This is a genomic window from Shewanella pneumatophori (genome assembly GCF_023283895.1).
GTDB lineage: Bacteria > Pseudomonadota > Gammaproteobacteria > Enterobacterales > Shewanellaceae > Shewanella > Shewanella pneumatophori.
Window position 1 is genome coordinate 25247 of the sequence record NZ_JAKILB010000015.1, and the last position, 20328, is coordinate 45574.

20 protein-coding genes are annotated in these 20328 nt (G+C 43.4%); 9 read left to right on the forward strand and 11 right to left on the reverse strand.

Annotated elements, in window-relative coordinates; genetic code table 11:
- Positions 1 to 29 precede the first annotated feature (29 nt).
- The 4 genes from fliF to L2740_RS18220 all read right to left on the reverse strand — a co-directional run bounded on the left by fliF (position 30) and on the right by L2740_RS18220 (position 4322).
- Entirely contained in the window at positions 30 to 1742 is a 1713-nt protein-coding gene (gene fliF / locus L2740_RS18205) for a flagellar basal-body MS-ring/collar protein FliF (RefSeq protein WP_248951483.1), read from the reverse strand.
- 72 nt (positions 1743 to 1814) lie between these two features.
- Entirely contained in the window at positions 1815 to 2153 is a 339-nt protein-coding gene (gene fliE, locus L2740_RS18210; RefSeq protein ID WP_248951484.1) for a flagellar hook-basal body complex protein FliE, read from the reverse strand.
- Positions 2154 to 2181: 28 nt separating this feature from the next.
- Positions 2182 to 3489, reverse strand: coding sequence for a sigma-54 interaction domain-containing protein (locus L2740_RS18215; RefSeq protein ID WP_248951485.1), 1308 nt, complete (start codon positions 3487 to 3489; stop codon positions 2182 to 2184).
- The gene (locus L2740_RS18220) at positions 3486 to 4322 is read right to left on the reverse strand and encodes a MotY family protein (RefSeq protein ID WP_248951486.1); all 837 of its coding nucleotides are present in this window, start codon (positions 4320 to 4322) and stop codon (positions 3486 to 3488) included. Before L2740_RS18220 ends, L2740_RS18215 begins: the two co-directional genes overlap by 4 nt.
- Positions 4323 to 4911: 589 nt before the next feature.
- Between L2740_RS18220 and L2740_RS18225 the strand changes: the two genes are divergently transcribed.
- From L2740_RS18225 to flhA, 8 genes are all read left to right on the forward strand, one after another.
- On the forward strand, positions 4912 to 5793 hold the full coding sequence (locus L2740_RS18225; RefSeq protein ID WP_248951487.1) for a FliM/FliN family flagellar motor switch protein: 882 nt from the start codon (positions 4912 to 4914) through the stop codon (positions 5791 to 5793).
- Positions 5786 to 6142 (forward strand): flagellar motor switch protein FliN, encoded by a 357-nt coding sequence (gene fliN / locus L2740_RS18230; protein WP_248951488.1) that lies wholly within the window; start codon positions 5786 to 5788, stop codon positions 6140 to 6142. Before L2740_RS18225 ends, fliN begins: the two co-directional genes overlap by 8 nt.
- A 2-nt stretch (positions 6143 to 6144) precedes the next feature.
- Entirely contained in the window at positions 6145 to 6873 is a 729-nt protein-coding gene (gene fliP / locus L2740_RS18235) for a flagellar type III secretion system pore protein FliP (protein WP_248471598.1), read from the forward strand.
- Between the two features lie 21 nt (positions 6874 to 6894).
- A complete protein-coding gene (locus L2740_RS18240; RefSeq protein ID WP_248951489.1) occupies positions 6895 to 7047 on the forward strand; it encodes a hypothetical protein in 153 nt (50 codons plus the stop codon).
- 67 nt (positions 7048 to 7114) lie between these two features.
- On the forward strand, positions 7115 to 7384 hold the full coding sequence (gene fliQ, locus L2740_RS18245) for a flagellar biosynthesis protein FliQ (RefSeq protein ID WP_248471600.1): 270 nt from the start codon (positions 7115 to 7117) through the stop codon (positions 7382 to 7384).
- A 10-nt stretch (positions 7385 to 7394) separates the two neighbouring features.
- Positions 7395 to 8174 (forward strand): flagellar biosynthetic protein FliR, encoded by a 780-nt coding sequence (gene fliR / locus L2740_RS18250; protein ID WP_248471601.1) that lies wholly within the window; start codon positions 7395 to 7397, stop codon positions 8172 to 8174.
- The gene (gene flhB, locus L2740_RS18255) at positions 8171 to 9304 is read left to right on the forward strand and encodes a flagellar biosynthesis protein FlhB (RefSeq protein WP_248951490.1); all 1134 of its coding nucleotides are present in this window, start codon (positions 8171 to 8173) and stop codon (positions 9302 to 9304) included. Before fliR ends, flhB begins: the two co-directional genes overlap by 4 nt.
- Before the next feature lie 15 nt (positions 9305 to 9319).
- Complete coding sequence (gene flhA, locus L2740_RS18260) at positions 9320 to 11401, forward strand: flagellar biosynthesis protein FlhA (RefSeq protein WP_248471603.1); 2082 nt, start codon at positions 9320 to 9322, stop codon at positions 11399 to 11401.
- Positions 11402 to 11466: 65 nt separating this feature from the next.
- On the opposite strand, the gene L2740_RS18265 is transcribed toward flhA, so the two are convergent.
- The 7 genes from L2740_RS18265 to L2740_RS18295 form a co-directional block, all read right to left on the reverse strand.
- Positions 11467 to 12438: an alpha/beta fold hydrolase gene (locus tag L2740_RS18265; RefSeq protein ID WP_248951491.1), complete on the reverse strand. Its 972-nt coding sequence runs from the start codon at positions 12436 to 12438 to the stop codon at positions 11467 to 11469.
- Positions 12439 to 12586: 148 nt separating this feature from the next.
- Entirely contained in the window at positions 12587 to 14380 is a 1794-nt protein-coding gene (locus L2740_RS18270; RefSeq protein WP_248951492.1) for a DUF885 domain-containing protein, read from the reverse strand.
- A 164-nt stretch (positions 14381 to 14544) separates the two neighbouring features.
- A complete protein-coding gene (hemN, locus tag L2740_RS18275; protein ID WP_275974372.1) occupies positions 14545 to 15921 on the reverse strand; it encodes an oxygen-independent coproporphyrinogen III oxidase in 1377 nt (458 codons plus the stop codon).
- Between the two features lie 248 nt (positions 15922 to 16169).
- A complete protein-coding gene (locus L2740_RS18280) occupies positions 16170 to 16637 on the reverse strand; it encodes a DUF2489 domain-containing protein (protein ID WP_248951493.1) in 468 nt (155 codons plus the stop codon).
- 94 nt (positions 16638 to 16731) lie between these two features.
- The gene (yihI, locus tag L2740_RS18285; RefSeq protein WP_248951494.1) at positions 16732 to 17268 is read right to left on the reverse strand and encodes a Der GTPase-activating protein YihI; all 537 of its coding nucleotides are present in this window, start codon (positions 17266 to 17268) and stop codon (positions 16732 to 16734) included.
- A gap of 53 nt (positions 17269 to 17321) precedes the next feature.
- A complete protein-coding gene (locus tag L2740_RS18290) occupies positions 17322 to 17990 on the reverse strand; it encodes a methyltransferase domain-containing protein (protein WP_248951495.1) in 669 nt (222 codons plus the stop codon).
- An 811-nt stretch (positions 17991 to 18801) separates the two neighbouring features.
- Positions 18802 to 19422, reverse strand: a complete 621-nt coding sequence (locus tag L2740_RS18295) for a c-type cytochrome (RefSeq protein ID WP_248471610.1) — start codon at positions 19420 to 19422, stop codon at positions 18802 to 18804.
- A 168-nt stretch (positions 19423 to 19590) separates the two neighbouring features.
- Here L2740_RS18295 and yihA point away from each other — a divergent pair, with 168 nt between their 5' ends.
- On the forward strand, positions 19591 to 20268 hold the full coding sequence (yihA, locus tag L2740_RS18300) for a ribosome biogenesis GTP-binding protein YihA/YsxC (protein WP_248951496.1): 678 nt from the start codon (positions 19591 to 19593) through the stop codon (positions 20266 to 20268).
- The last annotated feature ends 60 nt before the right edge of the window (positions 20269 to 20328 follow it).

The following is a 20328-nucleotide window of genomic DNA, read 5'->3' on the forward strand; positions in this document are numbered from 1 at the left end:
ATTCACGGTTTGGGTTACCTATTTTTTGGCTATGCCTGTTGATTAACTTGTTCGTTGTCACGATCGCTGATCCAGTGGGATATGACTTCAGCTACACGCGCAGGTTCTTGGGTTGCCAGTAAGCTTAAGTGGTCCATTTGTACCGTTAAAGGTGAGCCTGGTGCAGGTAGACTTAGGTTGCTGGTCCAGCTGTTTGTGGCCTTAATATTATCCCGTGGTACTAAGGCGTCGTTTGATTGCTGCGTCGCGAGTGCTTCATTGGCTTCAGCTGTTGGCGACATGAGCGGTATTGCCGTGTCTTGCTGAGCTTCTTTGCTGCCATATTCAACGGTGCGGGTTAGGTGCTGCACAAGTGGACGCAGCACAAAGAAAATCATCCCTAAACCTAAGATGGCACCAATGAAATAGCGTAAATAGGCCTGATAGCTCTCGCCTTGCCACCAAGGTAGCGGTTCAAATTCAACAAGCTTAACGGGTGCAAAATTGAAACTGCTGATACTGAATTGGTCACCACGATTGGCGGTGTAGCCAATAGCGCCTTGCACCATATTGCTGATTTGGTCGAGTTGCGGCTGAGTCCAACCTGCTTCACCAGCTGCTTGATTATTTAGCAACACAGCAATAGATAGACTTTCTAATTGCATTTGTTGGTAGCGAGTGTGTTTAACTGAGCGACCTACTTCAAACTGACGACTTTGTTGTTGGTTCAAATTGGTGCTGGCATTGTTGGCTGCAGGATTAGCCGTTGGTGGCTGATTACTTAATGCGCCAGGGATCCCTAAAGCCATATCACCATTACTTTGGTTGGTGCTTTGATTTTCTTGGACGACAACAGTTTGTGGATCAACCGACTCACGAGTTTCTTCTACTTCGTTAAAGTTAACTTTTGCTGCAACTTGTACTTGGAAGTTATCTTGACCAAGGATTGGTAACAGCATGCTAGAAGCGCGGTTGATAAGAATTTGCTCTAGCTCTTGGGTGTATTCAAGTTGCTTATCGCGTGCTTGAGTCATATCTTGATTGGCGTTGAGCTCGGCGCTTAAATGGTTACCTTCTTGGTCAACAATCTGCACTTGTTCTGATGTCATGCCAGTAACACTGCCAGCAACTAAATTGGCAATAGAGGTAATTTGTTCAGGTTTTAGGTGCTGACCAGCATATAGATCAAGCATGACCGAAGCTGTTGGTAGTTCAGGTTGCTGGCGAATAAATAAGGTTTTTTTCGGGATAGCTAAATGCACTCGGGCAGTTTTCACCGCCTTTAGTGCCATGATGGTGCGTGACAGTTCGCCTTCAAGACTGTAACGATATTTAGCTTGTTCCATAAATTGGCTAGTGCCAATGGCAGAAGACTCAAGTGATTCCATCCCCGACGGTACTTTAGCTTTAACACCCCGAGCGGCGAGCAACATTCTAGCGTGGCCGAGCTTGTCTTCAGGAACTAGAACTAGACCACTAGTTGGGTCGAGACGATAACTGAGCCCTTCAGCATCTAGCACTTCAATAATATGCGCAGTTTCAACATTTTCCTGATCACCATACAAAGGTCGATAACCTTGGCCTGTACTCCAAAGCATTAATACGATGACACAGGCTGCGACAATGGCCATGATAGCTAAAGTGGCGGCATGACGGTCGCCTAAGCTGAACTGCTGCCATTTTTGTTTTAGGTTTCCAAGATGATCACTTTTACTTGAAGCATCGGTTATTGCAGGGCTTGTTTGAGTCAATGTTGTTGACATGTTTTAGTTATCCTCACTTAAACCGACAGTGGTTTTTAAGTGTTATCGCAATGAATAAGAATTAGGGCTGGGTTAAATCGGCATCTTCATAACGTCATCGAATGCTTGCACTAAGCGGTTTCGTATTTGGATCATGGCTGAAAACGACAGGCTGGCTTTTTGTGACGCCACCATTGCCCCCACAAGATCACTACTTTGACCGCTATCGACCGCACGGACTAAAGCCGATGAGGCATTTTGGTCAGCGTTGATTTCAGAGACTTTTTGCTTCATTAGTTCGCTAAAAGAAGCGGGTTGAAAACCAAAGTCACGTGGATTAGGGCCGACATTGATAGCGCCCTTTGCCATCTCGGTGTGAATGCTCATTTGCTGCATTAGCAATTGCGGGCTAGTGATACTGGCATTTGACATAGGAGATCCTTAAAAATCGAATTTAGGCTTACGCGGCATGGCCTGATTGCGACAAGATATGGTCAATATCAATACCTTGTTCTCTCATTTGCACTAGCTTGTAGCGTAGTGCTCGAGTCGTCATTCCTAGTGCTTCTGCGGTGCGGTTGCGTTGGCCATTGTTACGTTTCAATGTATCGATAATGTATTGAAACTCAGCATGGCGTTTTGAAGCCTTTAACCCGAGTTCATTTGGGCTGTTAACTTGTTCGCTTACCGTGCTTGCTAGACCGAGTTCTTCGGCTTGAATTGCCTGCCCGCGACGCATAACGAGTGCACGTTGAATGGTGTTTTCTAGTTCTCTAACATTTCCCGGCCAGTCGTGGCTGAGCAGTAAATTACGTGCAGGCTCGCTGAAATAGCAGGGTTGATCGGCTGCTAACATTTTGTAGCGTTGTAAGAAGTGTTCAGCGATAGGCAAGATATCTTCACGGCGTTGGCGCAAAGGTAAAATTTTTATTGGAAGTACATCCAAGCGGTAAAATAGATCTTGCCTAAAGCTACCGTCTTTGACTGCTTGGCGCAGATCTTTATTGGTCGCGGCAATCACCCGAATGTTTAAGCGAATCGACTTATGGCTACCTAAACGCTCAACTTCTCGCTCTTGCAGCACTCGCAGTAACTTGGCTTGCAGTAATAAAGGCATTTCACCGATTTCATCGAGCAATAAGGTGCCGTTATTAGCCAGCTCAAACTTACCTGCTTGATCATTACTGGCTCCGGTGAATGCGCCTTTCACATGACCAAATAGAATCGACTCTAAAATACTTTCTGGAATGGCTGCACAGTTAATTGCGATAAATGGTTGCTCGGCGCGATTAGAATGGCGATGAATATAGCGAGCTAGCGGCTCTTTACCTGTACCACTCTCGCCAGTGAGTAACACTGTTGCCTCTGTCATCGCAGCTCTGTGAGCTAACATTAAAAGCTGACGGCTTACTGGCGCAGCGCAAATTAATTCGTTATTTGGCAGCTCTAAACGGCGTAATCTTTGTAGTAATGAGCACAGCTGATTTTCATCAATCGGTAGCAATAAATAATCTTGAACACCGCACTGCATGGCTATGCTAGCCAGTTCAGTTTGTTCTGGTTCCAGTAAGGCAATTTGGTGCTTGCCAGGATAACGCTGTAACTGAGTTTCAACTTTATCTGGCTGAGTTTGCGATAAGTTGACCAAGCTTAACCAAGGCGCTTTACCTACTGTGGAATTCCATAGATGAAACCCTTGCTCAGTGAGCAAATTCACACTTGATTGTGCTATTTGGGTATCGACAAATCTTAAGCTAGAGCCATTCATTTCGCTGCTACCTGAGTTGCTGATTTTACGAGTCGAAGGGTAACTCGACGATTTAGTTCTCGACCTGAAACACTGCTATTACTCGCGGTTGGCGCTCGGTTTCCGTGATGACGGACTTGGATAATATTGGCTGGCACTCCGAGTTCGATAAGTCGCGACATGACTTCGTCTGCACGCTCTTTGCTTAATAATAAATTTGATAGATGGTCGCCAGAGGCATCTGCATGGCCGTCGATGAGTATTTCTTTAATGCTAGGATCTGCTTGTAGATAGCGATAAAGCGCATACAGGTCTTGTTCATGACTCGCTTGAAGTTGGCTTGAGCTGCTCGCAAATCGTAAATCTAACCGGCGTAGATACTCGAATGGTTGTGGCAGTAATTGCTGACGGCAAACTCGGAATTGGTTGGCTGCAGTTTGTGTTGATACCGGGCTTGAATTGATGAGGTAATTGGTTTCTGCGGCAGAAATGGCAACTTGCCAAGTTAGCCCCTGTTCAAGGGCTTCTAAAAAGACTGCGATATTTTTTTGGCTGCTGGCGTGAGAGCCTTGCCAATTAAGCAAAGTAGTTGCTGATGAAGAGACCTCATTTGATTGCCATGAAGGGGCAACAACAGTGGCTGTACTTTGGTTATTCTCTAAATGTAGCCAATCAGTTTGCAAAGTTAGCGTTAACGCCTCGCCAGGCTTTGCTATGAGTTGTAATGTGCCGAAACGCTGCACTTTATGGCTTATTTGGCAGCCAAATACATCACCAGAAAAATCCCAGTGGGCTTTTTCTAAGTGGGTTTGATAGCTATTTGTTACCGCCATTGCATTATTGGCTGTGGCCATAACAATAAAATTCAAACAGATTAATATATAAACTGAAGGTTTCAATTTTTCATAATCCTTAAATGTAGAAGGGTGCTTTTTATAATTCTATTTTTAAGGTTGCTAATTAAACACGTAATATTAATTTAAGTAAAACTCTTTTGGTTTTATTTTTTATTCAAATCAATTTTTAAGTAATTAGTTTCGCTTCCCACGTAATAAACACTTGCAGTAATACCTTAACTGATTTAAAACCATCACCTTAAAATTTTTGTTTGATATATTTTTTGATTGTTTTTAAGACGTGACGGCTTGTTTATTGAAGTTTTCGTATTTTAAGTTGTTGTTTTTATTGGTTTAAGTGTTTTGTGTTGAGTTTTTTAAAATAAAATTTCAGTTTTTTCTTTAAATGGTCGCCTTGTTTTTTGTTATTTTATTTAAAAGCTAATTGTTAACTAAATATGTTTTTGTTTATATTCTGCCTTGATTTTTGTTAGGCTGCTTTTTTTTAATTAAATTTCACTGAGTCGCTATTTTGGCATTAGTCATTTTAATAGCTTTTTTAGTTGTTACGCCGATTTATTGACGCTGTATTTTTGTGGGAAATATGATGAAGACAACCGCTAAAGCCAATTTAATTAAATCCAATGTGGGAATTAAGGTTAGGCCCGTAGTATTAATTAAGGAAAAATTGGCGCGTAGTCGGCTTTTATTGCAATTAGAGTCATGTCAGCGGCCAATGATGGATGTAGTGAATGAGTTACTACTGCCAATAACTCGTCAAGGTCACTATGCATTGTCTAATGTATCTCTGAGTGTTCACCATCAAGCCTTGATACCTGAGTTGGAGCATGCATGGTTTTTATTGAGCTATAACCGCGTTGAATTAGGTTGGTGGTCAATAGACAAATGCACCCTAGACCAGCTCGCAAGTAGTTATTACGGTTGCTATTCAACGGCTATGGTATCGCCGTTAAGATCGCCAAGTCAGTCTGAATTTCGCTTAGTAAAGCGCCTTATGTTGGCCGCAATTGCGACATTGCCTATCACTGAGATTGACATCAGCAAGCTTGAGTTGGAGCTGGTGATGAGTAAAACCCCTATTACAGCTCCTGTTTGCTGTGAGCTGAGCTTTCCTGCTGCTCATTTTGGCCCTGCCATTAAGTTTTATATGGCCGAACATTTGCTGGAGTTAATGGCTGAACAGCCTAGCCAGTATCAGGCTGATCCTGAACTGGCACATAAGTTGGCTCAGCGCCTCAAGCAGATCCCAGTTAAAACTTTGTTGGAGTTAGGGCGTCAGAGTATGCCTGTTACCTCACTGCAAAGTTTGGCTGTTGGCGATGTATTGCCAATGAACTTACATTCTCGCTGCCCAGTTACTGTTGGCAAGCGCCCACTTTTCTACGCCACTGTCCATACCCATGAGGGGCAGCTAGTGGCCAAATTGACTCAAGAACTGTTTTTACACGAGGAACAATTCAATGGCTGACAATAGCATTTTACAAGACGATGATTTTTTATTGGATGATGATTTTTTCGCTGACACAGCTATTGGCGAACCTAAAGTGTCGGCGAAGCCTGTAAAAGATATGTCTTTTTTTCAGCAGCTTCCTGTACATGTCACGTTAGAGTTAGCGAGTGTTGAAATGTCTTTAGGCGAGCTAACCCAAATGGGCGAGGGCGATGTTGTTGCCCTTGACCGCATGGTAGGTGAGCCGTTGGATATTCGAGTCAACGGCGCTCTATTGGGACGTGGTGAGGTCGTTGAAGTTAATGGTCGTTACGGCGTGCGTTTACTTGAGGTTGAGGCAACAAGCTTAACTGGAGCTGCTGACTAACTATGTGGCGAGTGTTGCTGGTTGTATTGTTAAGTTTTTCTTCAGCTGCTTACGCAGGCGACGGATTTACGCTATTTTCACTTGCTGATGGCGATAAGACCCAAGCGGTAAACGTAAAATTGGAGATTTTGGCACTAATGACAGTGCTGAGTTTTCTACCTGCCTTACTAATGATGTTAACCAGCTTTACTCGAATTATTGTAGTGCTAGCCATTTTGCGTCAGGCGCTGGGTTTGCAGCAGAGTCCGCCAAATAAAGTGTTGATCGGTATCGCTTTGGTGATGACTATTTTTATCATGCGTCCAACTGGACAAGCTATCTACGATGAGGCTTTTTTGCCTTATGACCTAGGCCACATTGAGTTAACTGAAGCAGTTGCTCGCGCCGAAATACCATTACGGCAGTTTATGTTAGCGCAAACCCGAGAAACCGACTTGGAGCAGATGCTAAAAATTGCCGACGAGCCGCTGACGCTAACCGCCGATGAAATCCCTTTCTTTGTGTTAATGCCTGCTTTTGTGCTGAGTGAATTAAAAACAGCATTTCAGATCGGATTTTTGATTTTTTTACCCTTCTTGGTAATCGATCTAGTCGTGGCGAGTGTGCTGATGTCTATGGGTATGATGATGCTCTCGCCTTTGATTATCTCGTTACCATTTAAGTTGATGGTATTTGTTCTTGTCGACGGTTGGTCGATGACGGTAAGTACACTAGTCGCGAGTTATGGCTAGCTTGTTATCCATGGAGTTTATGTGTTTATGAGACTAGCTGATAAAGAATACCTGCAGCTTTACCACTCTTTTTCTGATGTGCTGTATTGGTTGCTTGGCGTGGTTATGCTGGCTTTAGTGGCACTAAATGACTGGCCTGCTGTGATTAATTTATTGATGAGTTTTGGAGCTTAGCAATGTGCATCAATGATGTTGCTCAGTCAATATTGTTAGCGCTGGTAGTGAGATAAGACTTTAGGCTATGGACATTAATGAACTAACAGCAATGTTTGCCGAAGCGATATTTTTGGTTGTCGCAATGGTGGGAGTTTTGGTCGTACCGGGGTTGTTGGTTGGATTGTTTATTGCCGTATTTCAGGCAGCGACCCAAGTTAACGAGCAAACCTTAAGCTTTTTACCACGCTTGGTTATTACCTTGTTGATGGTGGTTTTTGCCGGTGAGTGGTTACTGATGAAAATCTGCGATTTCTTTGATCGTTTGTTTATGAACATTCCACATTTAATCGGTTAAGGGTTAATCGTTGCTGTCGCTAACCTCTGTGCAAATTAGTGCATTTATCGGCACTTTTTGGTGGCCATTTTGCCGAATTATGGGCGCATTTATGGTAATGCCTTTTTTGGGCAATAACTATATCCCGGCTACGGTACGTATTTTGTTAGCCATGAGTATTTCGGCATTAATTGCTCCGCTATTACCACCTGTACCACAGGTTGATGCTGTTTCTTTTCAAGCGCTAATTCTAGCTGTTGAACAGCTTTTAATTGGCTTTATGTTGGCACTGTTTTTGTCGATTATGATCCATGTTATGACCCTTTTCGGCGCGATGATGTCGATGCAAATGGGTTTGTCTATGGCTGTAATGAATGATCCATCAAGTGGTGGCAGCAACCCCATTTTGGGCTTGTGGTTTATGCTTTATGGCACTTTATTGTTTTTGGCACTAGATGGCCATTTGGTAGCAATTGGGGTGTTAGTCGATAGTTTTAAGCTGTGGCCGATAGGTATGGGGGTATTTGAGTTGCCTCTTATGGGACTTATTGCGCGATTTGCTTGGATCTTTGCCGCCGCATTCATGTTAGCACTGCCAGCTATTTTGGCGATGTTAGTCGTTAATCTCACTTTTGGCGTATTGAGCCGAGCGGCGCCCTCATTAAACGTATTTGCCCTTGGCTTTCCCATGTCTATGTTGATGGGACTTTTGTGTGTGTTTTTCTCATTTAGTGGTTTGCCGAGTCGTTATAGCGATTTGTGTTTAGATGCGCTATCTGCCATGTACCAGTTTATAGGTGGTGCAATATGAGCAATAAAGATAGCGGCCAAAGTAAAACAGAAAAAGCCACCCCGCAGAAATTACGTAAAGCCCGCGAACAGGGGCAGGTTCCGCGTTCTAAAGATCTGGCGGCGTCAGCGTTAATCATTGGTTGTTCATTAATACTCACCACAACAAGTGATTGGATTGCAGCTCGGGTCGCAGAGTTAACGCGAACCAATATGGCGTTTACTAAGGCTCAATTAGACGAGCCTGGCATGATGGCGCGGCACATGGCGCATGCCTTATTGGAGATCCTTAATATTCTTGGGCCATTGTTTTTAATGGTGGCCATTATTGCCATGGTGGCTGGAGCTATGCCTGGCGGGTTGATATTTAGCTTTAATAATGCAAATTTCAAATATAGCCGTATTGACCCTATTGCTGGCCTAGGGCGCATGGCGTCAGTTAAGTCATTGGTTGAGCTTGTAAAATCAATTCTTAAGATAGTGTTACTGATTGGCATTATGTTGATCTTTTTGCAGAAAAACTTTCAAGACTTGATGGCAATCAGCCAATTACCGGTAGATGAAGCCGTGGTAAAGGGCATTGATATGCTCAGTTTGGCTATGTTGTATCTAGGCTTGGGGTTGTTGTTGATTACTTTTATCGATGTGCCGTATCAATATTGGAGCCATCACAAAGAATTGAGAATGTCTCTGCAAGAGGTGAAAGACGAACACAAACAACAAGATGGCAAGCCAGAAATCAAAGCTAAAATTCGCCAAATGCAGCAGCGAATCAGTCGCTCACGTGCTGATATATCTGTGCCTAAAGCCGATGTTTTACTGGTTAACCCAAGCCATTATGCGGTGGCACTAAAATATGATTTAGATAAAGCGGATGCACCTTATGTGGTCGCGAAAGGCACCGATGAGTTAGCTCTTTATATGCGTGATATTGCTAAGCGGCACGACATTGAAGTGATAGAGCTGCCACCGCTAACTCGTGCGATTTATTACTCTACTCAAGTTGAACAACAGATCCCAGCTGGGCTATTTGTTGCCATTGCCCATGTACTTACGTATGTAATGCAACTGCGGGCCGCAAGACAAGGTATTCAGGCTAAGCCTGAGCCATTGCCACACTTTTTTATCCCTAAAAACTTACAACATGATTAAAGGTTATTTGAATTAATGAAATGGTTCTCGCGCGTTTTTGCTGGTAGCCCAAGCTATATTGGTATTCCAATCATGTTGCTGGCTGTGTTGGCCATGGTTATCTTGCCCCTACCACCATGGCTGCTCGACATCCTGTTTACCTTTAACATCGTACTTGCTGTGATGGTGTTGCTGGTTGGTGTGTCGATTCGTCGGCCATTAGAGTTTTCGGTATTCCCAACGGTTTTGCTGCTAGCAACCTTGTTGCGACTCACCCTAAACGTTGCCTCTACTCGTGTGGTATTGATCGAAGGCCATGAAGGTGGCGATGCAGCTGGTAAGGTTATTCAAGCCTTTGGTGAAGTGGTTATCGGCGGCAACTATGTGGTTGGTGGGGTTATCTTCTTAATCCTAATGATCATTAACTTTGTGGTGATCACTAAAGGTGGCGAGCGTATATCTGAGGTTTCGGCACGTTTTACCTTGGATGCCTTACCCGGTAAACAGATGGCGATTGATGCCGACTTAAATGCCGGTGTATTGACTCAAGATCAAGCAAGAATTCGTCGCCAAGAAGTCGCTCGTGAAGCCGATTTTTACGGCTCAATGGATGGTGCCTCGAAGTTTGTTCGTGGTGATGCGATTGCAGGTATTCTTATCTTAGCCATCAATATGTTAGGCGGCCTGGCGATTGGTATCTTTATGCATGACTTAAGTGCTGGCGAAGCATTTAAGACTTATGCACTTCTAACCATTGGTGATGGCTTAGTTGCGCAGATCCCGTCGTTATTACTTGCGACAGCTGCAGCTATTATTGTTACCCGTGTATCAGATGCTGAAGAAATGCCAGAACAGCTGCGCCAGCAGCTATTAGCTAACCCTAAGACACTGGCAACTTCGGCAATTGTCATGCTGATTTTAGGCATAGTGCCGGGCATGCCGACTTTTGTATTCCTATCTTTTGCGGCTTTGCTTGGGTTTGTTGCTTGGAAACAAAGTTTGCGCGAGCCGCAAATAGCAGCTGCTGAAATTGCCCAGCAAAGAGAAACAACGTTAACTGAACCATCTGCGCCGAGCTGGGATGCCTTGCCTTACACCGATTTAATTGAAGTGCGCTTAGGTTATCGTTTAGTGCATTTGGTTGAACGCAGTAAGGGCGCTGAACTGCAAAAACGCCTAACCGGTATTCGCCGAACTTTATCGGAGCAAGCGGGTTTTTTATTGGCAGAAGTGCGAGTGCGTGACAACCTCTCTCTAGCGCCTAATGCTTATCAAATCAATTTGATGGGTAATCCGGTTGTCACCGCGGAGTTAGATCCTGACCGCTTAATGGCGATTAAGAGTGGTCCAGTATTTGGGGAAATAGACGGCATTATTACCAAAGAGCCCGCTTACCAAATGGATGCAGTATGGATTGAGCAAGACAATAAAGCCAAGGCGCTCAATCTGGGTTACTCAGTGGTGGATAATGCAACCGTTATTGCTACCCATGTGAGCAAGCTAATCCGTGAGAGCTTACCGGATATGCTGCAGCATGATGATGTTCTATCTTTGAGTGACCGCTTAGCTAAGCAGAGCCCGAAATTGGCGGAATCGCTTAATAGTGCTTTAACCCCAATATTGCAGTTAAAGGTGTATCGTTTACTGTTGAAAGAGCAAGTATCACTTAAAGATATCCGTACTATTGCCACAACCTTGCTTGATTGCAGCGAGAACAGTAAAGATCCTGTACTACTGGCGGCTGACGTGCGTTGTGCGCTGCGTAATTCAATTCTGCATTCTATTGTTGGCGCGACACCTAAGCTCAATGTGATGACCTTAGATCCACAGCTAGAGCAGACCTTAATGACGGCATTGAACCAGTCGCAGCAGCAAGGCAAAGGCTCGCTTGATAGCTTCCCGGTCGACCCGCAATTGTTGGCGCAGTTACAACAGCGTATGCCGCAATTGTTAGCTCAAGCTAAAGAGCATGGTCATAGTCCGTTGTTGTTGGTATCACCGCAGTTACGGCCTATTTTAGCGCGTTATGCCTTGGCATTTGCTCGTGGATTGCATGTACTTTCATATAATGAAATCCCTGAAACCCGTGAGTTAATGGTGGCGGGGCAGTTAGGTTAGTCGTTTCTTAGTCTGAAATGAAAAGGATAGCAAAGCGCTATCCTTTTTGATGTCTCAACAATGCTTTAGGCCTTAGCTAAAAAAGCCAGTAATGCATTCAATGCTTGGTTGCGTGGCTTATCCCGTTCCATAAATATCTCATGGCGGGCATAGGGGATTTTGACTAATTGACATAATCCATTTATCGCGCGTTTTTGAGCGCGATTATCAACAATCGTATCTTCTTCTGCTTGCAGGATTAACAAGGGGATTTGGCTATTACGCGCAGCTTGTATTGCTTGCTCACCAGCATCAATCGACTCTACTAACCAGTGGTTAGTTGGCGAACCAAGTTGTAGCTGCGGCACTTGCTGATAAAGTTCGCGATAATCTTCATAGCGCAATTTACTGTTGGTGAGATCATTTTTATCGAATGCTGCAGCGTGGTAGTCCTTACCACCTAAGATGTAATTAGGCTTTTTGTGGTTATCTAGCAAAGCAGCTAAGCCACGAATAAAGCTTTTAGTCAGCGGCAGTTTGATGCCATACATGGGCGCAGAAAAAACGGCCGCTTTAAACGTCTTAGGGTATTGCTCTAGGTAAAGTGTGCCAATAGCTCCCCCCATAGAGTGGCCTACTAGAAAGTAGTTTTCTGTTGCTAGCGGCTTTACAACTTTGTCTATAAATTCGGCAAAGTCGTCGACATATCGCTGGAACTTGTCGATATGTCCCTGATGGGGATTTTGAGTTGTTCGGGCAGATAAGCCCTGACCACGATGATCAATGGCAAATAAACTGTAGCCCTGCTGATATAAATCAAACATCAGCTCTTTGTATTTTAAGTATGACTCAACACGGCCACTGCTGATCACAATTGTGCCTATGCTATTTGGGTGCGTGATGCGTGCATAGGTAAGGGTGATATCGTCGCGGGTTTTAAAGCTCGATTGCGTCACTTGTTGCCAAAAAACTTTCTGTTCAGGGCTGTTAAGGTGATGCTCCGATGAGAAGTTAGCTGGAATAGTGGTGTTCATATAAGGCTCTGTGGCAATCGACATGGAGTGGTTCTATTGAGTGATCTTGCTTGCAGTGTAGCAAACTTGCTCTGGCAGACTCTAGTGAAACATAAATCTGCAAATAACCCATTAAAAAAGGCCGCAAGTGCGGCCTTATTATTAACCCTATAGCAGGGTTAATTCGTCTTAGTTAGAGCGCGGCTTTTTGCGTTGCGATAAAATCGTTGATCTGCTGCTCTAATACCGACATTGGCACCGAGCCATTAGCAAGAATAGCATCGTGGAAGGCGCGGATATCAAAGTCCTCTGCCAATTCGGCTTCTGCTTGTGCGCGTAAGCGCTTAATCGTTAACTCGCCAATCTTGTATGACAGTGCTTGTCCCGGCCAGTTGATATAGCGGTCAATTTCGGTAGTGACGTTATGCATTGAAAGCGCAGTGTTACTCGCCATAAAGTCGATAGCTTGTTGGCGACTCCAGCCTTTTGCGTGCATACCTGTATCTACCACTAGACGCGCTGCGCGCCACATCTCGTAGGTTAGGCGGCCGAAGTTACTATAAGGGTCTTGGTAAAAGCCTGCTTCGAGCCCTAAGTATTCCGAGTATAAACCCCAGCCCTCACCAAATGCTGATATGTAGCTGTAGCGGCGGAAGTTGGGTAAGTCAGTTAACTCTTGGTTGAGCGCGATTTGTAGATGGTGTCCGGGAACAGCTTCATGCAGTGTTAGCGCTTCCATTTCATATAACGGGCGTTTATCGAGAGCGTAGGTATTTACCCAGTAATAGCCTGGTTCGTCGTCTCGGTTAGAGCCAGAGTAACGTCCTGTGGTGTATTTAGGCGCAATTTCAGCGGGGACAGGCTCAATACCATAAGGCTGACGTGGTAATTTACCAAAATACTTTGGCAGCATGGCATCGGCTTTTTTAGCGATATAAGCAGCTTCTTTAAGTAACTCTTCTGCGGTTTTAGGGTAAAACTGCGGGTCAGTGCGTAAAAAGTGTAGGAATTCAGCAAAGCTACCTTCAAAGCCAACTTGTTCGATGATTTGCTGCATCTCAGCGCGAATGCGTTTAACTTCTTGTAAGCCAAGTTGGTGCACTTCATCTGAAGTCATATCAAGCGTGGTGTAGTAGCGCACGCGGTTTTCGTAAAACGCTTCTCCATTTGGTAGATCATAAGATGCGATACTTTCACGAGTATTGGGTATGTACTCTTTAGTCATAAACTCCAAGAAAGCTTGGTAGGTTGGCAATACCGTATTCGCCACTAAATCACGCCCTTGTTGGGTTAACTGTGCTTTTTCAGCGGCAGTAAAATGGCTTGGGTATTCAGTAAAAGGGGCAAAGTAGCCACTGTCTTCAACTGGCACAATAAAGGCGCTAATACTGGTTTCAAAACCTTGTAAGGTAACTCTAGAAGGGGTGATCCCAGCTGCAATACCTTGTTTTAACCAGTAAGTTTGCTGGTTGAAGTAGTTTGGTAGTGCTTGTAGTTGCTTAATATAGTTCTGATAGTCTTCAACTTTATTGAAGCGACCTTTACTTATTGAGGCAATATAAGCATGGAAACCACTTTCGGCTGACAGCGGCATGTAGTGGTCGTTATAACGGTATTGGTCGACTTGGTTTTGAACTTGGTCTTGCAGGATTTGCGCGTTAATTTTATCGTTTTTATTAAGGCTGTTGCGGTCAACCTGTTTGATTTGCTTGAGTAATACTTGCCTGCGCTGATCTAAGGCTGCTAACGCTTGAGGTGATAGGTCCTGCAGTTGTCCCGCTTTTGACTTGTCGCCCATTGAATAAGCAAACCCTGGGCTGGCGTCGAGTGAAATTTGCCATGCGTTGTTGATAGCAGATTGCAGTTGTGCGTTAGTTGCTGCTTGAGTGGTATTGGCTGTTGTTTCGGCTGCGCTTATTGGCGTGCTAGGCGTTTGGCAAGCGCTAAGGCTAGCGACTAACAAGGTTGGGAGTAGGTACTTATACATGAATCATCCATTATTGTTTTAGTTATTAGGCTGATTATGCCGTGGTGGCCTGCAAATATCACGGTCAAAGTGTATACAATTGTAATTAAAGGTTTGCGGTGGCGTGGTAACCTGCAGACATAAAAAAACCGGCTAATGCCGGTTTTTTTGCTAATCAAACTTGATTAGATAACGCGCGAGAACTGTTGTTGTCTTGCTTTTTCACGGTAGTAAACGTCGAAACAGATACAGATGTTACGGATCAATAGACGGCCTGTTGGGCTGATAGTGATCTTACGGTCGGTAATGTCGACTAGCTTATCATCGATGAAAGTTTGCAGTAGTTTAAGATCTTCTGCGAAGTACTCTTCAAAGTTGATGTTTAGCTTTTCTTCAATCTTCGCCATATCTAGGTCGAAGTGACAGATAAGCTGCTTAATCACTACGCGGCGAATTTCGTCGTCACGGTTTAAGCTACAACCTTTCCATAATGCGTGGCCTTTAGCATCGATTGATTCGAAGTATGGGCGTACGTCTTTTTGGTTTTGTGCGTAGCAATCGCCAATTTGGCTGATTGATGACACACCAAGACCAAGCAGGTCACACTCTTCTTGAGTGGTGTAACCTTGGAAGTTACGGTGTAGACGACCTTCGTTTTGCAAGATTGATAGCTCATCGTCTGGCTTAGCAAAGTGGTCCATACCAATGTATTGGTAGCCAGCGCCTGTTAGCGTTTCAATAGTTTGATGCAACATATCGAGCTTTTGCTGAGGTGATGCTAAGTCTTCATCTTTAATCTTACGCTGCGCTGCAAAACGTGAAGGCAGGTGAGCGTAGTTAAACACTGATAGACGGTCTGGGTTTAAGTCCAATACGCGCTGCATAGTTTCTGCAAACGTTTCAGGCGTTTGGTGCGGTAGGCCGTAGATTAAGTCGATGTTAGTTGAAACAAAGCCTAGTTCTTTAGCGCGCGCCATTAGGTCAAAAATAAACTGCTCGTCTTGCTCGCGGTTTACTGCAACCTGTACCTTTTTATTGAAATCTTGCACACCAATAGAAATACGGTTAAAGCCGGCTTCTTTTAGGGTGTCTAACATTGAAAGCTCGATTTCACGAGGATCAACTTCAATTGAGTATTCACCTACCTCTGCAACGTTAAAGTTAGCTTTAACCAATGCTGATAGGGTAAGGATTTGCTCAGGTGTTAGGAATGTCGGTGTACCGCCACCCCAGTGAATTTGAGTTACTAAATAATCTTTAAACAGCGGTGCGCGTTTAACGATTTCTGCCGCTAGATATTCAATGTACTGATCGGCTTTATGCTGGTGGCGAGTGATAACTTTATTGCAGCCACAGTAGTAACAAAGCTTGGCGCAGAAAGGAATATGGATATAAAGAGAAAGCTTGTCACTCTTGCTGTTCTTAATCGAGGTCAGCAATTTTTCCTCGGTAAACGAGTCATCGAATTCCAAGGCCGTCGGATAAGAAGTATAACGGGGACCGCTATAATTGTACTTTTCGATCATTGACTGATCCCAACTAATTGGGGTGGGCTGCTTCAAGGCGTGTCCTCCGGCGTATAGTTTAGCAACATGTGAAGTATGCATGGTTATTTGTTGAATAACCTTGATCCATGTTGTAAAAATTTAATATGGGTAGCAAAGTATGACTGAATATCGCTGAAAATAAGGTATCTGTCTGTGCTCTTTAGAGGAATTTGTGCACAGACTCACCCAATATAAGCAAAATAGACCATATCTGCGACCTAGATTGCATCAGTTTTCAGCGCAGACTTATGCTGTCACTACTATTAGTGTAGTGAGCTTGGCGTAAATTCACTCAAAAGTTTAGCTTCTTCGAGAATTTGTGACTCTAATTCACCTTCTGAGCGCATGCGGGCAAAATCGAGTTTCATTCGTTGCTGCTTGTCCAAGCCTTTGCGTTGTTCTTTGATGGGGTGTGCTTTGATTATTTCGAAATGGGCAAAGGTAGCAGGGTATTGCTTCTCTACTAGCTCAGCCATACCGACGAGTTGAAACAGTTTAGCAATTCGCATCACGCCTTCTGACAACTCACAACGTCCATCTAGCATAGCTGTGGCAATGTAACGGATATTGTCGAGTAATTCGTCTGACTTTGCTTTGGCAGCGGCAGCTTGCTGTTGTTGTAGTTCTATTTTGCGTTGCTGTTGTTTGCGAATTTGAATAACGAGGTAAGTCGCATAAGCCGTCAGCGCGACAATAATGAGTGCACCAAGAATGATAAAGGTCGTTGTCATGCTAAACCCTAGTTGGTCTGAGTGGGATACAGGTGACGATTATGGATAAAAAAATGGCATCAATAAAGATGCCATGGATTTTATATAGAACAAATTAATCTTTGTCGAAGTAGTCTTTTAGCAGGTCTGCACCTGATTCGAATTTGTCGAATAGGTCATCGTCACTTACAGACTTCTTGCCTTGCGGTGCATCATCGTCTTCGTCAGAGATGCCAAGCTTGTCCATCAGAGTTTCAATTTGTGTCAGCTGCTTGTTCAACCATTTCTGGTCTTCTGCATTGAGGTTTTTACCTTCTTCAAGCATGTCTAGCAGGCTATTCAGTCTTGGATCTTCCTCAAGCTTCAATAGTTTCTGCTCATCAGTAAGTTTTGGCCCTTTAGGCTTCTTCTCTACTTTGACTTCAGTATTAATATGCAGTTGTACAGGCTTTTTACTGCCGTGGCGTGGGTCAGCACTTTTTGCCTTGCCACCGTTTGCTTGGCTTTCAATCATCGAAGCGTTATGACGACTTCCCGCTTTATTGCCAGCAACTTGTTTTTTGCCTGCAAGAACTCGATCTTTCTTTTTAGTTCTTGGGGCTAATTTAGGAGCATTTTCGTTGCTCTTACGCGTTTTCTTACTACGGGACATGATCGCTTATCTCGATAACTTAAAAGACTCTATTGCTGATAAAGCGGCTTGGCTTAGTCAACAATGGAAGTTTGGTCGCGTGTTATATCAGATCCTGATGGTTTTTGCACCAGAATGAGATCGTTTGCTGCAAATAATAGCTTAAAACCGTGTTTATTTGCTAGAAACTCAAATGTAGCTTGCTGATAAAAGCTGACATGGGTCAGGTTATTTTTGTGGTGCCATTTATCGAAAGCTGCAAGATCACTCAGTAGTGGCGAACAAATCGCTAACCAACCACCTGGTTTGAGCAATTGGCTTAGTAATTGCCACTCTTTATAAGGGAAACGAAAATGCTCAAACACCCTATAGCAACAGATGAAATCATACTCTTGCTTTAATGAGCTGCTCCATGGTGCGATGCTGGGATCATACTGGTTGAGTTGATGACCTTTTTTAGTGATTTTTCTTAGAGTCTTGCTGTCGAGGGTACGACCAAAATTCAGCCCCAACAATGGTGTGTAGCCATTTTCACATTGCTCGACTAAGTCCAGCATAAAACGAGCGAGTGATTTTTGCTTGTTACTGGCGAGCCGGTATTTTTGTAGTTCAGCTGAAGGCGGCAGATGCGAGTTGGCGTCTGCAAAGACTAATTGGCATTGGTGGCAATGATATAAACAGCGCTTCTTATTGGCATAAAACCGATTGGTGTTATCACTATGACAAAGAGGGCATCTGCGCATATATTAGTTAAACCAATGACTTAATTAAATTGAGTATAAATGAAGATCGTTGAGGTAGAAATAAAAAAAGGCGACAGATTAATCTGTCGCCTCTATAAAAGTGCTAATCCGCACCAATTCTGATTTCAAGTGTCCATACTTGCTATGTGACTATCCCGGTCAATATCCATCTTATTTTTTGTCTGCTTTCCATGCATGTCTTGTAGTTTATGGTCTTCCCGACACTTTATTTTTAGACCAGTCGCCATCCTGACAACTGTTTCCGTAGATGGTCTTTAAAAGACACATCACAATTTTTATTCGTCCATCCAATGACGCCTAAGTAACCATCCTTGTACATTTTTTTAAGTATCTTCCAGTGATAACAAGCTTCCCGCAAGTGCATCCTAAGCTGTAGCTTCCTCTGCCGTATTTGTATCCTACAAATACTTTCCTGTTGGTACATGTTTCTCTGAATGTAAGGGTCAGTGCTAAATAGCGTTTTGGCCTTCCTAACCAAATCCTTACTAAAATTTTTATGACCTGGACTTCAAATTGAAATCTCTACTCTTATTATTTTTAGTGAGTGGTCTCAATAATATTATTATTATTTCGTTAATTTATTCTTATATCTTAAATGTATACATACCAAAATCTGAAAGTTGTTATTAATATTTTTTGTACTAACAGTTGGGTTCATCTCGGTACGGGAGCTATTTAAACCTAGAACTGTGATCTCTGTCAAGCAGGTTTTTAATTGAAGTTTACGTAAACGTAAATGTATTGCTATAAAAAAGGACGGTTGCCCGTCCTATTTAGTTAACGCTAATATTTACTTAAGGTTTGATATATATTTAGATAATGCTTCAATATCATCACTATTTAGCTTTTTAGCAACGTCTTGCATCATGCCATTTAAGTCGTTGTTACGATTTGTATCGTGGAATTTATTTAGCTGGATCTTGATATAATTCGCATGCTGTCCGTTAAGTGCAGGGAAGCCCGCAAGCTCCGCGCCTTTGCCTTGAGGACCATGACATGCAATACAAGCTGTGATGCCACGAGTCGCGTCACCATTTTTATAAAGTTGTGCACCAAGTTCCGGTACATCTTTAACATCGATATCTTTATGTTCTTGAGTTGCATAGAATGCAGCAAGGTCTGCAATATCTTGATCGCTTAGTGCAACAGACATGCCGCCCATGATTGGGTCCATACGACCTTCTTTACCGCCAGTTTGTGCTGCACTGCGGAAATCATGTAGTTGCTTTTCTAGGTATGTACTATGTTGACCTGCAAGTTTTGGGTACATGTCTATCATGCTGTTGCCGTCAACACCGTGACAAGCAGAGCAAACGATGGCTTTAGTTTTTCCGGCTTCAGCATTTCCTTCTGCCATAGCAGGTGAAGATATTGTGGCTAAAACAGACAGCGCAAGAGCTAACTTTTTCATGGCGTTCCAACTTCTTATTAAAATATTTGTCATGAGCTTACTAGGAAGACCCGCAAGCGTGATAAAATGTATTTTATGTGATCGGGGTAATATTTTACACGAAATTGTGAAAATGTAAGCAACTCTTCGATATTTAAACAGTTAGATGATAAATTTTTGGAGTTAATTGTGAGTGAATCTCGTATCGATTTCCGTAAAGCTGAGTTTTTAATTAGTGCGCCAGATATTGCGCATTTGAATGAATACCTACCTGGTGATGTTGGGGTAGAGATTGCGTTTGCGGGTCGTTCTAACGCGGGTAAGTCGAGTGCACTGAATTTACTGACAGAGCAAAAAATTGCTCGTACCAGTAAAACACCAGGACGTACGCAGTTAATTAACGTTTTTAGACTAGATAAGCACCGTCGTTTGGTCGACTTACCTGGTTATGGTTTTGCTCAAGTTCCACTGGCCCTAAAATTAAAGTGGCAAGAGGCATTGGGTGAGTACTTGCTTAAACGTGATTGTTTGAGTGGTGTAGTGGTGCTGATGGATATCCGTCATCCACTAAAAGATCTTGATATGCAAATGATTGAGTGGGCAGTTCAGAGTCACATTCCTGTTTTAGCGCTATTAACCAAGGCTGATAAGCTAGGTCAAAGTGCCAGAATGAAGATGGTAAATGAAGTGCGCAAGAAGCTAAGCCATTTTGAAGATGGTGTTAAAGTTGAGCCATTCTCGTCGTTAAAAGGGATTGGTAAAGGCAAGGTGCTTGGTATTTTAGATAGCTGGTGTAAACCTGAATGGTTAATGCAACAGTTAGAAGCTGATGCAATTGCTGCTCAAGTTGAAGCTGACAAAGAGTAACGAGTTTATTGTTATATCGATTAGTTAAATGACGCTCCCAATTGGGGGCGTTTTTTTTGC

Coding starts and splice junctions, on each gene's coding strand:
- L2740_RS18220 (WP_248951486.1), bottom strand. CDS start 4,322: ATGGCCACAGCCAATAATGCAATGGCGGTAACAAATAGCTATCAAACC.
- L2740_RS18225 (WP_248951487.1), top strand. CDS start 4,912: ATGAAGACAACCGCTAAAGCCAATTTAATTAAATCCAATGTGGGAATT.
- flhB (WP_248951490.1), top strand. CDS start 8,171: ATGAGCAATAAAGATAGCGGCCAAAGTAAAACAGAAAAAGCCACCCCG.
- L2740_RS18215 (WP_248951485.1), bottom strand. CDS start 3,489: ATGAATGGCTCTAGCTTAAGATTTGTCGATACCCAAATAGCACAATCA.
- fliP (WP_248471598.1), top strand. CDS start 6,145: ATGTGGCGAGTGTTGCTGGTTGTATTGTTAAGTTTTTCTTCAGCTGCT.
- L2740_RS18270 (WP_248951492.1), bottom strand. CDS start 14,380: ATGTATAAGTACCTACTCCCAACCTTGTTAGTCGCTAGCCTTAGCGCT.
- L2740_RS18290 (WP_248951495.1), bottom strand. CDS start 17,990: ATGCGCAGATGCCCTCTTTGTCATAGTGATAACACCAATCGGTTTTAT.
- L2740_RS18265 (WP_248951491.1), bottom strand. CDS start 12,438: ATGTCGATTGCCACAGAGCCTTATATGAACACCACTATTCCAGCTAAC.
- L2740_RS18295 (WP_248471610.1), bottom strand. CDS start 19,422: ATGAAAAAGTTAGCTCTTGCGCTGTCTGTTTTAGCCACAATATCTTCA.
- L2740_RS18280 (WP_248951493.1), bottom strand. CDS start 16,637: ATGACAACGACCTTTATCATTCTTGGTGCACTCATTATTGTCGCGCTG.
- fliN (WP_248951488.1), top strand. CDS start 5,786: ATGGCTGACAATAGCATTTTACAAGACGATGATTTTTTATTGGATGAT.
- fliE (WP_248951484.1), bottom strand. CDS start 2,153: ATGTCAAATGCCAGTATCACTAGCCCGCAATTGCTAATGCAGCAAATG.
- fliQ (WP_248471600.1), top strand. CDS start 7,115: ATGGACATTAATGAACTAACAGCAATGTTTGCCGAAGCGATATTTTTG.
- yihI (WP_248951494.1), bottom strand. CDS start 17,268: ATGTCCCGTAGTAAGAAAACGCGTAAGAGCAACGAAAATGCTCCTAAA.
- fliF (WP_248951483.1), bottom strand. CDS start 1,742: ATGTCAACAACATTGACTCAAACAAGCCCTGCAATAACCGATGCTTCA.
- flhA (WP_248471603.1), top strand. CDS start 9,320: ATGAAATGGTTCTCGCGCGTTTTTGCTGGTAGCCCAAGCTATATTGGT.